We start from the raw sequence: 18,667 nt of genomic DNA on the forward strand, positions 1-18,667 counted from the left end.
GGGCACTTCCCCGCCTACTGCGCGGCACTCGGTGCGGCAGCTCGCTGCACGGGAGCCAAGCTCACGATGCTTCGCATCGCAGCGCTCGTCTCCCGCGCACCGAGCTGCCGCACCGAGCACCTGCTCGCTACGGCGGGGAAGTGCCCGACACGACCTAAAGCACGGACCGGGCTTTCCGGCGACCCAGAGTTTGGCATAGGTTTCGGCGAGTGAAGATCGCAGTCGTGCGAGAGACCCGTCCGGCCGAGCGCCGGGTGGCTTTGGTGCCGGAACACGTCGTCAAGCTGGTGCAGCTCGGGTACGAGGTCGCGGTCGAACCCGCGGCCGGTGAGCGGGCGCTGTTCTCCGACGACGCCTACCGGGAGGCCGGTGCGGAAGTCGCCTGGGGAGCGGATCATGCCGCGACCGTGGTGGCCTCGGTCCAGCCGCTGGAGCGCGAACGCCTGCAGCGGCTGCACGCCGGGACGGCCCTGATGTCGTTCCTGCCGACCAACCCGCCGGACGTGGTCCGGGCCGCGACCCGGGCCAAGCTGACGGCGTTCGCGATGGAGATGATCCCGCGGATCTCCCGGGCGCAGGCGATGGACGCGCTGTCCTCGCAGGCGATGGTCGCCGGGTACCGGGCCGCGATCGTCGCGGCCGAACGGCTGCCCCGGTTCTTCCCGCTGAACATGACCGCCGCCGGCACGGTGCCGCCGGCCCAGGTGCTCGTCCTGGGCGCCGGCGTCGCCGGCCTGCAGGCGATCGCGACCGCGAAGCGCCTCGGTGCCGTCGTCAAGGCGTACGACGTACGGAGGGCCGCTGCCGAGGAGATCGCGTCGATGGGCGCGCAGCCGATCGAGCTCGAGCTCGGCACGCTCGACGGTCCGGGCGGCTACGCCCGGGAGATGACGCCCGAACGCGCCCAGCTGCAGCGCGAGCTGCTCGCGCCGTACGTCGCCGGCGCGGATGCGCTGATCACGACCGCCGCCGTACCGGGCCGGACCGCGCCGATGCTGGTCACCCGCGAGATGGTCGAGCAGATGAAGCCGGGATCGGTCGTCGTCGACCTGGCCTCCGAGCAGGGCGGCAACGTCGAGGGCTCGGTCGCCGGGACCGAACTGACGATCGGCAACGCGCTGGTCTGGGGCGGATCGAACGTCCCGAGCCAGATGGCCGGGCCGGCCAGCCGCCTGTACGGGCAGAACGTGGCCAACCTGATCACGCTGATGACCCGCAACGCCTCGTTCGACCCGGACTTCAGCGACGAGATCGTCGCGGGGTGCTGCGTCACCCACGACGGCAAGGTGCTGCACGAGCCGACCCGCGAACTCCTGGAAGGGAACCTCTCGTGACCGAGTCCATCGCGTTGCTGACGATCTTCGTGCTCGCGGCGTTCGTCGGCGTCGAGGTGATCAGCAAGGTGTCGGCGACCCTGCACACCCCGCTGATGTCCGGCGCCAACGCGATCCACGGCGTCATCCTGGTCGGCGCGATCATCGTCACCGGCCAGGCCGAGTCGGTGCCGGTCGTGATCGTCGGGCTGCTGGCCGTCGTCCTGGCCACGGTGAACATGGTCGGCGGATTCGTGGTCACCGACCGGATGCTGGAGATGTTCCGCGGTCCGGGCGGTCGTAAGAAGGAGCTGCACAAGTGATCCCCACCTGGGCCCAGATCGGTTACCTGGTCGCGGCGGTCTGCTTCATCGTCGCGCTCAAGGCGCTGTCGTCGCCGAAGACCGCACGGACCGGCAACGCGCTCGGCGCGGCCGGCGCCGTCCTGGCCGTGATCATCACGTTCGCGGCGTACAAGCCGGACAACCTGGTCCCGATCCTGATCGCGCTGGCGATCGGCACCGTCGGCGGTGTGATCGGGTCGCGGCGGGTGCAGATGACGCACATGCCGCAGCTGGTCGCGCTGTTCAACGGCGTCGGTGGTGGCGCCGCGTCGCTGGTCGCGCTGATGGAGCTCGGCGAGGTGCACGACGGCGAGACCGTCGCCGCGATCGCCACGGCCTTCACGATCGTGGTCGGGGCGATCTCGTTCTCCGGCTCGATCGTCACGTTCGCGAAGCTGCAGGAACTGATGACGACCCGCCCGATCACCTTCCCGGGACTGCCGGTGCTGTTCGTCGCCGGGCTGCTCGGCGGGGTCGCGGTGTCGGTGTGGCTGGTGTCCGAGCCGCGCGTGCTGGTCGGCGTACTGCTGTGCCTGCTGGGGCTGGCCGTCGGCGTGATGCTGGTGCTGCCGGTCGGCGGTGCCGACGTACCGATCGTCATCTCGCTGCTGAACGCGTTCACCGGTCTGACCGTCGCGGCCGGTGGGTACGTGCTCGGCAACACGCTGCTGCTCATCGCCGGAACGCTGGTCGGTGCCGCCGGTACGTTGCTGACCAAGATGATGGCCGACGCGATGGGCCGGTCGGTCTTCAACATTCTCTTCGGCGCCGTCCGCGGCGGCTCCACGCTCGGCGCAGGCACGGTGTCCGAACGGCCGGTGATCTCCGGCAGTGCCGAGGACGTCGCGATCCTGCTCGGCTACGCCCACCGCGTGATCATCGTCCCCGGCTACGGCCTGGCCGTCGCGCAGGCGCAGCACACCCTGCGTGACCTGGTCGAGGAACTCCAGGGCCGGGGCGTCAAGGTCGACTACGCCATCCACCCGGTCGCGGGCCGCATGCCCGGCCACATGAACGTGCTGCTCGCCGAGGCCCAGGTCCCGTACGAGCAGCTGCGCGAGATGGACGACATCAACGGCGACTTCAAGCAGGCCGACGTGGTCCTGGTCGTCGGCGCCAACGACGTGGTCAACCCGGCAGCCCGTACGACGCCGAGCGCGCCGATCTACGGGATGCCGATCCTCAACGCCGACGAGGCCCAGCGCGTCATCTTCCTGAAACGCTCGATGCGCCCCGGCTTCGCCGGCATCGAGAACGAGCTCCTCTACGACCCCCGCACGACGCTGCTCTTCGGCGACGCCAGGGAGTCCCTCGGCAAACTGCTGGCGTCGGTCAAGACGGTCTGACCCGGCGTCGGGATCGCGTCCAGGAGGAGTTGGGTGTAGGGATCCTGGGCGTGCTGGATGACGTTCAGGGTCGGGCCCGACTCGACGACCTTGCCCTGGTTGAGGACGAGGACGTCGTCGGCGAGCAGGCGGGCGCTGAGCAGGTCGTGGGTGATGTAGAGCATCGCGATGCCGCGGTCCTTCACCAGCTGGTCGAGCAGGGCGAGGATCTCGGCGCGGATGGAGACGTCGAGCATCGAGATCGGTTCGTCGGCGACCAGGATCTTCGGCTCGGGGGCGAGGGCCCTCGCGATGACGACGCGCTGGCGCTGACCGCCGGAGAGCTGGTGGGGGAGCTTGTCGAGGAACTGGGCGGCCGGAGAGAGGCCGACGGTTTCCAGGAGCTCGGCGGCTCGTTCGCGGGCCTCGGCTGTGGAGAGCTTGAGGTGGTTGCGGAGGGGGCGGGAGAGCGCGTAGGCGACCGTGCGGGTGGGGTTGAGCGCGGCGAAGGGGTCCTGGAAGACGAGCTGGGTGTGCCGCCGGTACGCACGCAGCTTCCGGCCCCGGAGCTTGCCGACGTCGGTGGAGCTTTCGAAAGTGATGGTTCCGTCTGTGGGGCGCTCCACGCCCGTCACCAGGCGGGCGATGGTGGTCTTGCCTGAGCCGCTCTGCCCGACCAGTGCGGTGACTCGGCCGGGCTTCAGGTCGAAGGAGACGTCGTCGACCGCCCTGTTTGCCTTGTAGGTCTTCACCGCGTTCCGGACCGTGAGGACCGGCTCGATCTCCTCGTCGTTGGTGCGGTCGGCGACGAAGGTGCGCGCTCGCCGGGCGTCGACCGGCTGCCCTTCCTCGACCAGGAGGCAGCGAGCGGTCCCAGGGCCGGCGGGGAGCAGGTCCGGGTGCGTGGTCGAGCAGGCGTCGACGGCGACCGGGCAGCGTGGGGTGAAACGGCAGCCCTCCTGGCGAAGCGCGAGGTTCGGCGGCCGGCCGGGGATGAAGTCGACGGAGATCTGCGACGCGCGCGGATCGGCGTACGAGCCGAGCAGGCCTTGCGTGTACGGGTGGAGCTGGTGGCGCATCATCGCCGCGGCCGGCTGGTCCTCGACCAGCTCACCGGCGTACATGACCATCACGCGGTCGGCCATCTCCATCACCGTGCCGAGATCGTGGCTGATGAAGAGGACGGCGAACCCGAGCTCGGTCTGCAGCTCGCGGAGGCGGTCGAGGATGTTGCGCTGGACAACCACATCCAGGCCGGTGGTCGGCTCGTCGAGAAGAACGAACCGTGGTTCGAGGGCGAGCGCCAGAGCCAGGGCGACGCGTTGCTTCATGCCGCCGGAGAGCTCGTGCGGGTAACGCTGGAGTACGTCGGCGTCCAGCGAGACCAGCTCCAGCAGATGCCGGGCGTCGCCGTCTCGCCCGTGCGCCGCGAAGGTGTCCGCGAACTGGGCGCCGACCGTGATCACCGGGTTGAGCGAGTTCATGCTGCTCTGGAAGACGGTCGAGATCTTTGCCCAGCGCAACGGCCGCAGCTCGTCCTCGGACGCGCTCGTGATCGTCGTACCGTCGAAGACGACCGATCCGCCGCTCACCGCGGCGGGCTTGTCCAGCAGCGCCAGGATCGCGTTGCCGAGCGTCGACTTGCCGCTGCCGGACTCGCCGAGCAGCCCGACGAACTCGCCATCGGCGACGTCGAACGACACTCCGTCGACAGCGCGGACCGGCGAGGAGTCGCGCGGGCTGTAGGTGACCGACAGGTCGCGGACCTCGAGCAGGGCCATCTCAGTCCTCCCTCAGATGCGGGTTGCTCAGGGCATCGACCCCGAAGTTGATCAGCGTCAGCGCGGTCATCAGCCCGGCGAACGCCAGGCCGGGCGCGACCAGCCAGGCCCACTGGCCGGTCAGCATCGCGCCACCGGTGTTGGCCTGGTTGAGCATCGTGCCCCAGCTGGTGGTGGTCGGGTCGCCGAGCCCGAGGAACGCCAGGCCGGCCTCGCCGCCGATCGCGCCCAGGCAGGCGCCCATGAAGCCGACGACGACCAGCGACGTCATGTTGGGCAGGATCTCCCGGACGATGATCCGCGCGGTCGAGTCCCCGGCGAACTTGGCCGCGGTGATGTAGTCGCGGGTCCGCAGCGTGATGATCTGCGACCGCTTCAGCCGCGCGCCGTACGCCCAGCCGGTGATGCTGATGACGAAGATGATCAGCCACAGACCCTTCACCGGCGCGTACGCCGCGAGCGTGATCATCAGCGGCAGCACCGGTACGACGAGCGCCAGGTTGATGAAGAACGACAGCACCTCGTCGACCGTCCCGCGCAGGTAGCCGGCGGTGAGTCCGACGGCCAGACCGATTGCCGTCGACAACGTTCCGGCCGCCAGGCCGACGACGAGCGACGTGCGGGCGCCGTACACGAGCTGGCTGAAGACGTCCTCGCCCTGCGCGGTCGTGCCGAGCCAGTTGCCGCCGGACGGGCCGATCGACGGGGTGAAGGTGTTCGCGCGTGGCGCGTACGGCGCGATCAGCGGCGCGAAGACCGCGATCAGGACGAACGCGCCGAGCATGATCAGCCCGATCCGGCACTTGCGGTTGCGCCAGAGGATGACGAACCAGCCGGGGACGCGCGAGGACCGGGAGGCCTCGACGGCGGCGACTTCCGCCTGCTCGGTGTCCTGGAGCGTCATACCGCCTCCTCCCGTCGTACGCGCGGATCCAGTACGCCGTACAGCAGGTCGGCGAGGAAGTTCGCGATCAGCACTCCGACGGTGATGAACAGGAACAGCGCCTGCATCAGCGGGTAGTCGCGGTTCGAGACGGCCTCGAGCATCATCCGGCCGAGGCCGGGATAGTTGAAGATCGACTCGACCAGCACGGTCCCGCCGAGGATGCCGCCGAGCGCGATCGCGAAGCCGGTCACGTTCGGCAGCACCGCGATCCGGGCGCCGTACGTGAGCGCGATCCGCCGCCGCGGCAGGCCTTTGGCGCGGGCCAGCCGGGCGTAGTCCTCGCCGAGGGTCTGGACCATGTTGTTGCGCATGCCGATGATCCAGCCGATCGGGCCGACGATCAGCAGCGACACGGCCGGCAGGATGCTGTGCTGGAAGGCGTCGGAGAAGAACAGCCAGGTCCAGCCCGGGTTGCTGCCACCGCCGTACCCGCCGCCGCTCGGGAACCAGTTGAGCGTGATCGCGAAGACGTAGATCAGCACCAGCGCGAGCCAGAAGAACGGCAGCGTGCCGACGAACGTCGAGCCGAGCGTGATCACCGAGTCGACGCGGCTGTTGCGCCGGTACGCCGCCCACGCGCCGAGCAGCGTGCCGACGACGAACGACACGATCTGGGTCACGCCGACCAGGATCAGCGTCCAGGGCAGCCCTTGGCCGATCATGTGCGTGACCGTGTACGGGAAGTACGTGTACGAGATGCCGAAGTCGCCTCGCAGGACGGCGGACAGGTAGTCGCCGTACTGCGTGAGCAGGTTGCCGTCGGGCGTGCCGAGCATCTTGCGGACGGCCTCGACCTGGGCCGGATCGATCGCCTGACTCTGCCCACCCAGCCGAGACACGATCGCCTCGGCCGGGTCACCAGGTTGCAGCCGCGGGATCAGGAAGTTGAGCGTGATCGCGGCCCAGAGGGTGGCCAGGAAGAAACCGGCTCTGCGCAGGAAGTAGCGCATGTCAGCTTCCGGCGGGCTTGAGGTTGGTCAGCACCAGCACGTTGTCACCAGGAGCGGCGTACGGGTTCTGCTCGTCAGGCCAGCCGACGGCCTTGTCGGTCTGGTACTGGAACCACTTGGCGCCGTACCAGAGCGGGATCATCGGGACCTGGTCGGTCATCACCTTGGCGAGCCCGGCGACGGCTTCCTTCTGCTTGGCCTCGTCCGTGGCCAGCCTGAGCTCGTCGAGCAGCTTGTCGGTCGCCGGGTCGTTCCAGCGGACGAAGTTGCTCGCGGCCTTCTTGCCGATCGGCGCCGACTGGTCGCTGCCCAGCGGCTCGGAGAAGTTGCGGAACATGTTGCAGGAACCGCCGTGGACGCCGAACAGCATGTCGTACCGGCCGACCGCGCGGTCACTCTCGTACGTCGGCGGGTTGGGTGTCTCCAGCGCGACGTCGAAGCCGAGCGCCTTCAGGTTCTGCACGATGATCTGCGCGGCCGAGACCCAGTCGGTGTAGCTGCCGGGCACCTTGAAGGTGAACTTGACCTGCTGACCGTCCTTGCCGAGACGCTTGCCTTGGGCATCCTTCGGGTAACCGGCCTGGGTGAGCGCGTCGTTGGTCTTCGCCGGGTCGAACGTGATCCGGCCTTCGTCGGCGAGACCCTGCGGCAGCCACTTCTCCTGACCGGGCACGACCAGCCCGGTCTGGCTCGCCGCCTTCACGTAGCCCAGCTGGGCCTTGGTGATGATCTGGTCCCGGTCGAACGCCGTCGTCATCGCCTTGCGGAACGCGAGGTCGTCGAACGGTGCCTTGGTCAGATTCATGTACGCCGAGATCGAGCCGCCCGGCGGGTACCAGTAGTGGTTGTTGTCCGGGTCGCGGTCGACGAACGCCTTCTTGATGTCCGGGACGAACATCGCGTTGGTGTCGTACTCGCCGCGGCTCAGCTTCAGCTGCTCGACCGCGCCGCCGGCGTCGGCCTTGTGGAAGCGGATCTCCTGCACCTTGACCTTGTCGGCCTGCCAGTAGTCGGCGTTCCGCTCGATCGTGAGCTGCTGGGGGTTGAACGACTTGACCTTCATCGGGCCGGTGCCGACCGGGTTCTGCGCGTTGACGAACTTGACCGGGTCGGACTGCTGCGACCAGACGTGCTCGGGCACGATGTAGATCTCGGTCAGCAGCGTGAAGGTGGACGCGCCCGGGTCCTTGAACTTGATCGTCACGGTCTTGGCATCCGGTGTCTCGACTGCGGCCAGGTAGCGCCAGATGCCCTTGACGTCGAGCGCCTGGTTCTTCTTCAGCAGGTCGAGGGTGAAGCCGACATCCTTGCTGCTGAAGGGCTTTCCGTCGTTCCACTTCACGCCGTCGCGCAGCGTGAAGGTCAGGGTCTTCGGGTCGTTCCACTTGAAACCCGTGGCCAGCCAGGGCTTCGGCGTACAGGAGAAGCTGTCGTAGACCATCAGCTTCTCGAAGACGTAGTCGACCGCGCCGAGTCTGGTCGCCTCGAGGTACGGGTTGTAGTTGGCCTGCGGAGCGGTGCCGCCGCCGAAGTCGCCGTAGTCGAGGAAGTCGACCAGGCCGTTCGCGGCCGTTCCACCTCCGCCGCTGCCGTTGGTGCCGCTGGTGCCGGTGCAGCCCACCAGGGCGAGCGTGGTCGCGACGGCGACTGCCGCCGTACGGAGGAAATTCGGGCGGTTCATCTGCCTGCTCCTGTCGATCGGGGCGGCCTCTTGGGCGGAGGCTTTACGGGCAGCCGCAGCTGCCGCGCAACACGAGTTCGGTGGTGAGGACGGTGTCCATCACCGCGCCCGGTCCGCCGACGCCCGCGATCAGCAGGCGTGCGGTGACGGCTCCGAGCTCACGGACGGGCTGCCGGATGGTGGTCAGCCCGGGCCGGACCAGCGAGGACATCGCGACGTCGTCGAACCCGGTGATGGCGACGTCCTCGGGGACCTTGAGACCGCGGCCCAGGGCGCCGATCAGGACGCCGAGCGCGGTCTCGTCGTTGGCGCAGACGATCGCGCCGGGATGCTTGCGTCCGGCCAGCAACTCACCGGCGGCGATCACGCCGTCGGACTGCTGCATGCCGACTCTGACCGGCGCCTTCGGAGGTGCGAGGCGTGCCTCGCGATGCGCTTGCAGGAAGGCTTCCCAGCGTTCGGTGACGTCGGGGGAGCCGTCGGGATTGCCGACGAACGCGAGCCGCCGGTAACCGTGGTCGAGCAGCAGATGCCTGGTCAGCTCCGCCACCCTGCTGTTGTCGGCCCGTACGGCGGGGATGCCGTCGAGCGGTTTGCCGGCCAGTACGACGACCGGCACCTCGGCGGCCAGCCTGCGGAGGGTCTGCTCCTGGATCGTGCCACCGTGCACCGCGATGCCGTCGACCCGGCCGGAGATCGCCAGGACGTCGTCGTCGGCGGCCGCACGGTGATGCGTACCGACGATGTGGACGCTGGCGCCGGCCTCCATCGCCTCGTACTCGAAGCCCTGGATCAGCTCGGAGAAGTACGGGCCGGACAAGCCGGGAAAGACCATCGCGACCGCGCCGTGCTTGCGCTCGGCCAGTGCTCTGCCGAGCTGGCTCGGGCGGTAGCCGTGCTCCTCGATCACTTGCAGGACACGCTCCCGGGTCTCCGGGCTGACCTGGCCGATCCCGCGCGAAACACGGGACACGGTGGCGATCGAGACGCCGGCGATCTCGGCGATCTCGCGCACCGTCAGCCGCTGGTTGCCCATCTGCGACCTCCCGCCGTAACGTTGCAGTAACCGGTTTCAGCGACCATAGGTGAGGAATCGGACCGGCGGCAAGAGGGAGCGCGTCGCGCTGTTTCCGCTGTCGCGGTTCGGTAGAGAGGTCACGATGAGGACTGTCCAGCTGAGCAGGCGCCGCTTGGTGATCGACGGGAAGCCGTCCCTGATGCTGTCGGGGGAGGTGCACTACTTCCGGCTCTCGCGGGCGGATTGGGAGTCGCGGTTGGACTTGTTGGTGGCCGCGGGGTGTGACGCTGTGGCGACGTACATCCCTTGGTTGGTGCACGAACTGCCGGACGGGTCTGTCGACCTGGTGGGGCGTACTTCGCCGTACCGGGATCTTGCCGGTTTTCTGGAGCTCGCGGCCTCTCGTGGGTTGTCGGTGATCGCTCGGCCTGGGCCTTTTGTGATGGCGGAGTTGAAGAACGAGGGGTTGCCGTTCAGCGTCTACGAGCCTGGGGTCGGGTCGATCGGGTGGGACTCGACGCCTGCGCCTACTCGGGACGTGGACTATCTCGCGCCGGCGTACTTGGCGTCGGTGAAGCGGTGGTACGGCGAGGTGATGCCGTTGCTGGCTTCGCGCTTGGCGCCTGTTGGCGGTCCGGTGGTGGCCGTGCAGCTGGACAACGAGGTGGGGATGTTGTCGTGGGTGACGAACACGCCTGACCTTGGGGACGCGGCGGTGGACGACTTCGGGGCTTGGGTGCGGGATCGCCTTGGGGTGAAGGCTTTCGGGCTCGAGGTCGACGATGTCGAGGGCTGGCGTGCTGGTGTGCGCTCTCCTGCTGCTGGATCGCTGGAGCTGCACCATGAACTGTCGGTGTTCCAGCGGGATCGGTACGCGCGGTACTTCGCCTTTCTGCGGCGTGAGGCCGAGTCGCACGGGGTGACCGGTGTGCCGTTCCTGATCAACCTGCACGGGACGGGGGAGGGGCGTGGACGCACCTACCCGATCGGGATCAGCCAGCTCTTCGATTCGTACTCGGGACAACCAGGGATGACGTCGGGGTCCGATCACTACCTCGGCGATCTCACGGTCGAGAACGTGGCGGATCTCTACGTGATGAACGCGTTCATGGCCGCGGTGCACTCCGAGGATCAGCCGTTGACGTCACTGGAGTTCGAGGCCGGCCTCGGGGACTACGGCGAGGACCTGAGCCGCCAGGTGCCGCCGTCCGCGCTGGAGCTGAAGACCCGTCTTTGTGTTGCCCAAGGCAACCGTCTGCTGAACTACTACCTGTTCGCCGGCGGCCACAACCCGCCGCTCGACGTCCCTGTCGGCGACGGCAACGACCGGATCGCCTTCACCGGCGAGCGCCACGGTTTCACCGCGCCGGTTGGTCCCGAGGGCCAGCTCAATCCGTCGTACGCGGTCCTCGCGTCGACTCTCGCGGATCTCCGTTCGTACGGCGACGTGCTGGCCGACAGTGACGAGGAGTACGACGACGTGGTGCTCGGCTTCGTCCCTGACCATTACTTGACGGAGTACTGCCACCCCGGCGACGACGTACGCCGCGAACAGGTCGCCAACCTGGAACGCTTCCGCGGCATGGGCCTGCGCGACGTCCTGGCCCGCTCACTCCTGCTGGCCGGCTTCTCCTTCCCCGCAGTGAACCTCCAGTCGGACTTCTCCACCACCCGAGTCCTCTGCCTGGCCTCCACCCCCACCCTCGCCGCCGACGTCCAACACCGCCTGGCCGACTTCGTCCTCGCCGGCGGTCGCCTCCTCCTGGTCGGCGCCCTCCCCACCCAAACCCCCGACGGCACCCCTTGCACCGTGTTGGCAGACGCCCTGTCCCTAACCCCCGGCGACCTGGTCAACGGCAGCCCCCACTACTTCCCCTCAGTCCGAGCCGCCGACTGGACCACCGCCACCGCCGAAGTCCGCGCCGGCGTCCTCCAGCCCCTGACCCTCACCCCACTCGCGACCGCCCCACTCGCGACCGCCCCACTCGCGACCGCCCCACTCGCGACCGCCCCACTCGCGACTACCCCACTCACGACCGCCCCGCCTGCGAGCCCCTCGTCGCACCCGCCTGCCGCAGGGGTCACCCACGAGGTCTTCGCCACGGATGTCTCCTCCAAGTCCCCAGTGGGGGTAGAAGTCCACGCCGGAAACGGCCACGCGCTCATCCTCACCTGCGACTACCCCGCCCACCTCCCCTTCTGGACCACCCTCCTGGCCCGCCTGGGCGCCTCACCCCGCCACACCCACACCGCCACAACGCCCGGCATCGTCCTCACCTCGACGACCACCCCCACCGGCACCCGCCTCCTCCACGCCCTCAACGTCAGCCCGATAGACCAGTCGATCGTCATCTCCCACCAAGGCACCCCCCTCTTCGAAGGCACCGAGCTAGCCCTCCCAGCCCGCTCAGGCCGCATCCTCCCGCTGTAGCCGGAAATAGCCGCTCGAGCCGCGCCCGGAGCGCCCACTCCGGCGCCTCGATTAGCCACGCAAAACCCCCGCGCGAACGCTCGGGGCTTTTGCCGTGCGCTTAGTCAGGCCCGAAAGGAGTCGTCGACCATGACCCACCCTCCGGCCCGATTGGCAACTTCTCGCCGCGGCGGTCTCATCCGAACCGGTCCAGTCCACAAATACCCCTGCGAGCCAATTCCTGACCCGATCCCTGCTGGGCCGTCCGAACCTCGGCTCCAACCGCCCGCGCCCAACCAGTACCCGACGAAACTCCTTGCAGGGCCGCGCAATTGCGGCACTTCTCCCGCCCGTCCCCAATAGCTCTCGAGCGACTCCGCGCTGCGGTCGGGACAATCATCCGCGGGCCCAAGCCATCATCTTTCGCGACGACCTGAATTCGTCGATGAATTGCCAAGAGTCGAGCCTGGTGAATTCGCCCAGTGCAATTCTTCGGTCAGACCCAGCCGCGCTTGGCGGCGGCTACTCCAAGCTCGAAGCGGGACGTTGCGTCCAGGCGGTCCGAGAGGTTGGCGGTGATGCGTCGCGCCGTACGGAGGGAAATGCCCAGCAAACGCGCGACCTGCTCGTCCTTGGCGCCGCCGGCGAGGAGGCGGAGGACCTCGGCCTCGTGCGGGGTGAGCGGTGACTCGTTGTCGCGGTCCTCGGGGGCGAAGAGGTCGCTGGCCTTCGACCAGTACGAGTCGAACAGGGCCAGGGCGACGGCCAGTACGGCGGGGCTGCGGTGGATGACGGCGCCGGCGCTCTCCGTGGCGGGGTCCAGCGGCATGATCGCGATCTCCTGGTCGATGATCAGGAGCCGCAGCGGCAGGGTCGGCGTCGCGCGGACCTCGTTGCCGCGCTTGTGCATGTACGCGGCGTACTCGAGCCCGGGCTTGGAGACCGTCATGCTCTGCAGGTAGACGCTGCGCATCTTGATCCCGCGCTCGAGCAGCGGCAGGTCCGGCGACTCCTCCGGCGGGGCGACGATGTCGTCGACGTGCGCGGGGATCAGGCCCCAGAAGCAGTCCTTGGCCTTCGCGCCCAGCTCCTCGATCCGGCGCGACGCGTTCGCGCGGCCCTTGAGGACTTCGACGTCGCCGCTGGTCCGGGAGGTGAGCAGCTCGTTGTACTGCTCGGCCATCACCTCGGCGGAGGCCGACGCCTCGGCCAGTTCGCCGAGCATCCGGTTCAGCTCGCTGCGGCGGCGTTCGACCAGGCCTGCCAGGCCGACGCGGGGGTGGACGGCGTGCTCGACGTCGGGGTTGGTCCAGGTCGGGACCAGAAGGTCGAGTTTCCGCAGCTCGTCCATTAGCTGGTGAACCTCGGTCAATGACCTATTCACTAGCGCGGCAATCTGCTCCGGCGTACTGTCTGGCGCGCGGAGGAGGGCGTGGTAGACCGCCGAGGTCGCCTCGTCCAGACCCAGCGGTTCCAGCACTTTCCACACCCTTCCAACGCTCGTTTGGAACCGACCATATACAGGGTGCGTCGATTTAGCGCGCTCAGTAGATGGTTTTGGATTATTTCGGAGGGGACTCGTAGTGATCAAGAGGTTTCTGGCCGTTGCGGTGTCAACGGCGTTGCTGGCCGGTGCCGCGTGGCTGACGGCGGGGTCGTCGACGGTGGGGGCGCCGCCCCCGGACGATCCGACCGGCGCGTGCATGAACTGCTGGTAGAGCACCTGGCCGGGCCGTCTGCAGCCGTCCCGTAGACTGCTGCCGTGGCTCGTGGCGATGGTCGGCTCACTCATGATCTCGACCCGCAGGATCTGGGTCCGCAGGACGCCTGTGGCGTCTTCGGAGTCTGGGCTCCTGGGGAAGAGGTCGCCAAACTCACCTATTTCGGGCTCTACGCTCTGCAGCACCGAGGGCAGGAGTCGGCCGGGATCGCGGTCGGCAACGGGAGCCAGATCCTGGTCTACAAGGACATGGGCCTGGTCAGCCAGGTCTTCGACGAAGCGACCCTGGCGTCGCTCCGGGGGCACATCGCCGTCGGGCACTGCCGGTACTCGACGACCGGCTCCAGCGTCTGGGCGAACGCGCAGCCGACCTTCCGGTCCACCGCGACCGGGTCGGTGGCGCTCGCGCACAACGGGAACCTGACCAACACCGGTGACCTCGCGGCCACCCTGGACGGCAGCGACTCCCTGGATCTCGGGCTGGACCTGGAGGTCGAGCACGCGAAGGCGAACGCCAAGCACGGCGCGTCCTCCGACACCGACATCCTGACCTCGATGCTCGCGGCGTACCCGGACCTGACGCTCGAGCAGGCCGCGGCCCGCGTGCTGCCGAAGGTCAAGGGCGCGTTCAGCCTGGTCTTCATGGACGAGTCCACCCTGTACGCCGCGCGCGACCCGCAGGGCATCCGCCCGCTGGTGCTCGGCCGGCTCGAGCGGGGCTGGGTCGTCGCGAGCGAGACCGCGGCGCTGGACATCGTCGGCGCGAGCTTCGTCCGCGAGGTCGAGGCGGGTGAGATCGTCGCGATCGACGAGGACGGTCTGCGCTCCACCAAGTTCGCCGAGCCGGACCTCAAGGGCTGCCTGTTCGAGTTCGTCTACCTGGCCCGCCCGGACACCCAGATCTCCGGCCAGCGGATCCACTCGACCCGCGTCGAGATCGGCCGCCGGCTCGCCCGCGAGCACCCGGCCGACGCCGACCTGGTGATCGCCACGCCGGAGTCCGGCGTACCGGGCGCCATCGGGTACGCGGAGGAGTCCGGCATCCCGTACGGCGCCGGCCTGGTCAAGAACGCGTACGTCGGCCGGACCTTCATCCAGCCCAGCCAGACCATCCGCCAGCTCGGTATCCGCCTCAAGCTGAACCCGCTGCGCGAGGTGATCGAGGGCAAGCGCCTGGTCGTGGTCGACGACACCATCGTCCGCGGCAACACCCAGCGCGCGGTGATCAAGATGCTGCGTGAGGCCGGCGCGAAGGAGATCCACGTCCGGATCACCGCGCCGCCGGTGAAGTGGCCGTGCTTCTACGGCATCGACTTCGCCAGCCGCGCCGAACTGATCGCCAACGGACTGAACACCGAGGAGATCTGCCGCTCGCTCGGCGCCGACTCGCTCGGGTACATCGACCTGGACACGCTGGTCGAGGCGACCACGCTGCCGAAGGACAAGCTCTGCCGGGCCTGCTTCGACGGGGTCTACCCGGTCGAGCTGCCGGACCCGGAGCGGATCGGCAAGCACCTGCTGGAGCTCCCGGTCACCGATGTGGACGGCCTGGCCTCGGTCGCCGGTGGCGCCGGCGCCGCGGACGCCCTGTCCCGCCCGTAACGGCAGTCCGATGACCCAGCTCCCGACCGACGCTCCCCAAGGGACCGGCCGGGCGTTGGGCGTTGCCGTACGACGTACTTCCGGGACGCCGTCCCGCCGACGAAGGAGAACACCGTGAGCCAGGGCGCGAGCTACGCCGCCGCCGGAGTCGACATCGAGGCCGGGGACCGGGCCGTCGAGCTGATGAAGGAGTGGGTGTCCAAGGCGACCCGTCCCGAGGTGGTCGGAGGGCTCGGCGGGTTCGCCGGGCTGTTCGACGCGACCGCGCTGACGGCGTACCGGCGGCCGCTGCTGGCCACGTCGACCGACGGGGTCGGGACCAAGGTCGCGATCGCGCAGAAGATGGACCGGCACGACACGATCGGGTTCGACCTGGTCGGCATGGTCGTCGACGACCTGGTGGTCTGCGGCGCCGAGCCGCTGTTCATGACCGACTACATCTGCACCGGCAAGGTGGTCCCGGAGACGATCGCGCAGATCGTCAAGGGCATCGCCGAGGCGTGCGTCGAGGCCGGTACGGCGCTGGTCGGCGGCGAGACCGCCGAGCACCCGGGCCTGCTCGAGCCCGACGAGTACGACGTCGCCGGCGCGTCCACCGGGGTGGTCGAGGCCGACGAGCTGCTCGGCGCGGAGCGGGTCAAGGCCGGCGACGTCGTCGTCGCGATGGCCTCGTCCGGCCTGCACTCGAACGGCTACTCCCTGGTCCGGCACGTGTTCTTCGACCGGGCCGGCTGGCAGCTCGACCGCGAGGTCCCCGAGCTCGGCGGCACCCTCGGTGACACGCTGATCACCCCGACCCGGGTCTACGCCAAGCACTGCCTGGAGCTGATCCAGGCGCTGAACGCCGACGGCGACCGCCCGCTGCACGCGATGTCGCACATCACCGGCGGCGGTTTCGCGGCGAACCTGGCCCGGGTGATCCCGGACGAACTCGCGGTCCGGATCGACCGGTCGACCTGGACGCCGGCGCCGGTCTTCGGGCTGGTCGGCCAGCTCGGCGACGTACCGCAGCTGGAGCTGGAGAAGACGCTGAACATGGGCGTCGGCATGGTCGCCGTCCTGGACCCGGCCGCGGCCGACCGCGCGATCGCCGTCCTGGCCGAGCGAGACATCCCCGCCTGGGTCTGTGGCGAGGTCAGCACCGGCACCACCGGCGTCGAGCTGCAGGGCGACTACGCGAGCTGAAGGCCGACGCCTGCGCCTGGGGACGACGAAGTGTCTCGTGGTCCAGGCGTGTGACTGCTCAGGTGGCGTTCACCGCGGGTGAGCGCCACCGTCGCAGACAGGTATCGCGTGCCACACCGGTGACTGCAAAACGGCAGGCTGACATGACCTGCGGTACCGGTGTGACAAACTCCGTCGGTCGAGCACAGCCGACTGGCCCAGGCGCCTAGGCGCTTGGACCAGTCACTGAAGCTGCTGTTGCTTTACCGACGGGGGTGGTAGTCGTCGGCGTCATCGCCGGCGTCTGTGTCGGCGTCACCGTTTGCAGAACGGGTACCGCCACCTTCGTCCCCGCCGGCCAGCTCTCGTTTGAGCTGGTCCAGGTCGGTTTCCCAGGTGCGGTACTTCAGGTCGCGAGCGACCTTCGTCTGCTTGGCCTTTGCACGGCCGCGCCCCATAGCGTCGACCCCCTCGCACAAGTCAACCGGGTACGCAGCGTGGCGCCCACGGATCAGTCGTCAGTAATCGTGGTTCTAGGTTACCCGGAGCCGGGGATCGACACACGCACCGCCCCCTGGTCGGACGCCCCCAGACCTCCGATGACAGTCCGGTGGGCCTGCCCGGTCCCCTCAAACCGGTCAGGCCCACCGCGTCTTTTGCGCTCGGGAGCGCTGTCTACTTCACCTCGCGACGTGAGCTTGACCACAGTCCGACGATGGTCGGCAGGACGACCCAGACCGCGACCGCGGTGAGCGTCTCGGGCAGCATCCCGTGCAGGTCACGCTCCGCGATCCGGCCGAAGGCGCCGAAGACGTCCAGCCAGTCCGCGTTGTCCTTGAACAGGGCCGGCCCGGCCAGCGCCCAGGCGGTCGGCGCCACGAAGAAGACCAGCACGGCGGCCGCGGTCTGCGCGATCAGGGCACCGAAGGCGGCGCCCATCAGGACGTTCAGCGCGGTGCTCAGGTAGGCGCCGGTGAGCGCGCCGCCCATTCCGGCGTACGTCGTACCGTCGCCGCCGACGGCTCCGCCGAGCGCGGTCGCGGCCAGGGCCAGGACAGCGGTGGCGGTCAGTACGACGGCGCTCAGCAGCACCGCGGAGGTGAACTTGGCCAGCTGGACCCGGACCCGGCGCGGCGACAGCGTGAACGTGGTCAGCGCGGTCCGCTGGGTCCACTCGCTCGTCATCGCCATCACACCGATGACGGGCAGGATCAGCAGCACACCGGTCGAGGCGGCGCCGAGGAACCCGTCGAACCGGGCCGGACCGTCACCCAGGTGGGTGAGCTCCCAGACCAGGGCGGCCACGGCGATGGCCAGGATGGCCAGGATCAGGACCCGGCCGCTCCGGGTGTTCACGGACTTACGCAGCTCGATGCCGACGAGCTTGGCGAAGGACTGGCCGCGTGCGGGCGGCAGGCTGGTCGATACGGCGTCGGCCCGGTGCTTGCCGGTGGCCGCGGGGGCCGGGGTGGTGATTTCCGTGACAGTCATGTCAGAAGCTCCTGGTGGAAGAAGTGGTCAGGCCGCGACGGCGGTCGGGGTGGTCAGCTGGAAGAACAGCTCCTCCAGGCCGGCGCTGTCGCTCTCGCGCAGCTCGAGCAGGATCTGGCCCGCCGCGGCGGCCGCACGGCCGACCTGCTCGGCGGTGGCGTCGACGCGCAGGGCGCCGTCCTGCAGCGGCTCCAGGCTCAGCCCGGCCGCGGTCAGTGCCTGGTTCAGGCCGATCGGGTCCAGGCCGCGGACCAGCGTGCCGCTGCCGGCCAGGAGCTCGCCCAGCGAGCCGTCGGCGACGATCCGGCCGCCACCGATGACGACCAGCCGGTCGACGGTCGCCTGCACCTCGCCCAGCAGGTGGCTGGACAGGATCACGGTGCCGCCCCGGGCGGCGAAGTCCTGCAGCAGACCGCGCATCCAGCGGATGCCCTCGGGGTCCATGCCGTTGGCCGGCTCGTCCAGGATCAGGGCGGCCGGGTCACCGAGCAGCGCGTTGGCGATGCCGAGCCGCTGCCGCATGCCGAGCGAGTACTGCCCGACCCGGCGCTTCGCGGCGCTGGTGAGGCCGACGGCCTCGAGCATCTCGTCCGCCCGGGTCTTCGGTACGCCGAGCAGGCTCGCGTTGAGCGCCAGCGTCTCCCGGCCGGTGCGGCCCGGGTGCTGCGCCGCGGCGTCCAGCATGACGCCGACCACGCGGCCGGGGTTCGGCAGGTCGGCGTACCGCTTGCCGTTGATGGTGGCGGTGCCGGAGGTGGGCGGGGTCAGCCCGGTCAGCATCCGCAGCGTGGTCGACTTGCCCGCACCGTTGGGCCCGAGGAAGCCGGTGATGCTGCCGGGCTGGACGGTGAAGGAGACATCGCTGACAGCCGTGGTGCTGCCGTACCGCTTGCTCAGGTTCTCGACGGTGATCATGTCCACT

Annotated in this window: 15 protein-coding genes; 6 read left to right on the top strand and 9 right to left on the bottom strand. The window is 69.1% G+C overall.

The features are described from left to right. The first annotated feature begins 209 nt into the window (after positions 1–209). Genes ACYVIO_RS09485 through ACYVIO_RS09495 form a run of 3 tightly spaced genes read left to right on the top strand, consistent with a single transcriptional unit; the run spans position 210 to position 3,003 of the window. Positions 210–1,334 carry an NAD(P) transhydrogenase subunit alpha gene (locus ACYVIO_RS09485; protein ID WP_460650290.1) on the top strand — a complete coding sequence of 375 codons (1,125 nt, stop codon included), beginning with the start codon at positions 210–212 and terminating at the stop codon, positions 1,332–1,334. Continuing rightward, complete coding sequence (locus tag ACYVIO_RS09490; protein ID WP_077017778.1) at positions 1,331–1,636, top strand: NAD(P) transhydrogenase subunit alpha part 2; 306 nt, start codon at positions 1,331–1,333, stop codon at positions 1,634–1,636. The genes ACYVIO_RS09485 and ACYVIO_RS09490 overlap by 4 nt, the downstream gene beginning before the upstream one ends. Further along, on the top strand, positions 1,633–3,003 hold the full coding sequence (locus ACYVIO_RS09495) for an NAD(P)(+) transhydrogenase (Re/Si-specific) subunit beta (protein ID WP_460650291.1): 1,371 nt from the start codon (positions 1,633–1,635) through the stop codon (positions 3,001–3,003). The genes ACYVIO_RS09490 and ACYVIO_RS09495 overlap by 4 nt, the downstream gene beginning before the upstream one ends. On the opposite strand, the gene ACYVIO_RS09500 is transcribed toward ACYVIO_RS09495, so the two are convergent. From ACYVIO_RS09500 to ACYVIO_RS09520, 5 genes are read right to left on the bottom strand one after another with little or no spacing between them, the layout of a single operon-like run. After that, positions 2,922–4,763 (bottom strand): ABC transporter ATP-binding protein, encoded by a 1,842-nt coding sequence (locus tag ACYVIO_RS09500; protein ID WP_460650292.1) that lies wholly within the window; start codon positions 4,761–4,763, stop codon positions 2,922–2,924. The genes ACYVIO_RS09495 and ACYVIO_RS09500 overlap by 82 nt on opposite strands. Before the next feature lies 1 nt (position 4,764). Further along, on the bottom strand, positions 4,765–5,667 hold the full coding sequence (locus tag ACYVIO_RS09505) for an ABC transporter permease (protein WP_460650293.1): 903 nt from the start codon (positions 5,665–5,667) through the stop codon (positions 4,765–4,767). Next, positions 5,664–6,659, bottom strand: coding sequence for an ABC transporter permease (locus tag ACYVIO_RS09510; RefSeq protein ID WP_460650294.1), 996 nt, complete (start codon positions 6,657–6,659; stop codon positions 5,664–5,666). Before ACYVIO_RS09510 ends, ACYVIO_RS09505 begins: the two co-directional genes overlap by 4 nt. Before the next feature lies 1 nt (position 6,660). Beyond that, entirely contained in the window at positions 6,661–8,340 is a 1,680-nt protein-coding gene (locus tag ACYVIO_RS09515) for an ABC transporter substrate-binding protein (RefSeq protein WP_460650295.1), read from the bottom strand. A gap of 43 nt (positions 8,341–8,383) precedes the next feature. Next, positions 8,384–9,376: a LacI family DNA-binding transcriptional regulator gene (locus tag ACYVIO_RS09520; RefSeq protein ID WP_460650296.1), complete on the bottom strand. Its 993-nt coding sequence runs from the start codon at positions 9,374–9,376 to the stop codon at positions 8,384–8,386. A gap of 124 nt (positions 9,377–9,500) precedes the next feature. On the opposite strand from ACYVIO_RS09520, the gene ACYVIO_RS09525 reads away from it, so the two are divergent. Then, positions 9,501–11,789 (top strand): beta-galactosidase, encoded by a 2,289-nt coding sequence (locus ACYVIO_RS09525; RefSeq protein ID WP_460650297.1) that lies wholly within the window; start codon positions 9,501–9,503, stop codon positions 11,787–11,789. 475 nt (positions 11,790–12,264) lie between these two features. On the opposite strand, the gene ACYVIO_RS09530 is transcribed toward ACYVIO_RS09525, so the two are convergent. After that, positions 12,265–13,248, bottom strand: a complete 984-nt coding sequence (locus tag ACYVIO_RS09530) for a helix-turn-helix transcriptional regulator (RefSeq protein ID WP_460650298.1) — start codon at positions 13,246–13,248, stop codon at positions 12,265–12,267. A gap of 282 nt (positions 13,249–13,530) precedes the next feature. Here ACYVIO_RS09530 and purF point away from each other — a divergent pair, with 282 nt between their 5' ends. Together purF and purM are read left to right on the top strand one after the other, a co-directional pair. After that, a complete protein-coding gene (gene purF / locus ACYVIO_RS09535; RefSeq protein WP_460650299.1) occupies positions 13,531–15,090 on the top strand; it encodes an amidophosphoribosyltransferase in 1,560 nt (519 codons plus the stop codon). Positions 15,091–15,204: 114 nt separating this feature from the next. Then, positions 15,205–16,275 (top strand): phosphoribosylformylglycinamidine cyclo-ligase, encoded by a 1,071-nt coding sequence (purM, locus tag ACYVIO_RS09540; RefSeq protein WP_460650300.1) that lies wholly within the window; start codon positions 15,205–15,207, stop codon positions 16,273–16,275. Between the two features lie 242 nt (positions 16,276–16,517). Here the strand turns inward: purM and ACYVIO_RS09545 are convergent, their stop codons facing one another. The 3 genes from ACYVIO_RS09545 to ACYVIO_RS09555 all read right to left on the bottom strand — a co-directional run bounded on the left by ACYVIO_RS09545 (position 16,518) and on the right by ACYVIO_RS09555 (position 18,660). Beyond that, positions 16,518–16,712, bottom strand: a complete 195-nt coding sequence (locus ACYVIO_RS09545; protein WP_425842184.1) for a DUF3073 domain-containing protein — start codon at positions 16,710–16,712, stop codon at positions 16,518–16,520. A gap of 217 nt (positions 16,713–16,929) precedes the next feature. Then, the gene (locus ACYVIO_RS09550; protein WP_460650301.1) at positions 16,930–17,745 is read right to left on the bottom strand and encodes an ABC transporter permease; all 816 of its coding nucleotides are present in this window, start codon (positions 17,743–17,745) and stop codon (positions 16,930–16,932) included. A 27-nt stretch (positions 17,746–17,772) separates the two neighbouring features. Continuing rightward, positions 17,773–18,660, bottom strand: coding sequence for an ABC transporter ATP-binding protein (locus ACYVIO_RS09555; protein ID WP_460650302.1), 888 nt, complete (start codon positions 18,658–18,660; stop codon positions 17,773–17,775). Between the last annotated feature and the right edge of the window lie 7 nt (positions 18,661–18,667).

It is taken from the genome of Kribbella endophytica (assembly GCF_054781295.1).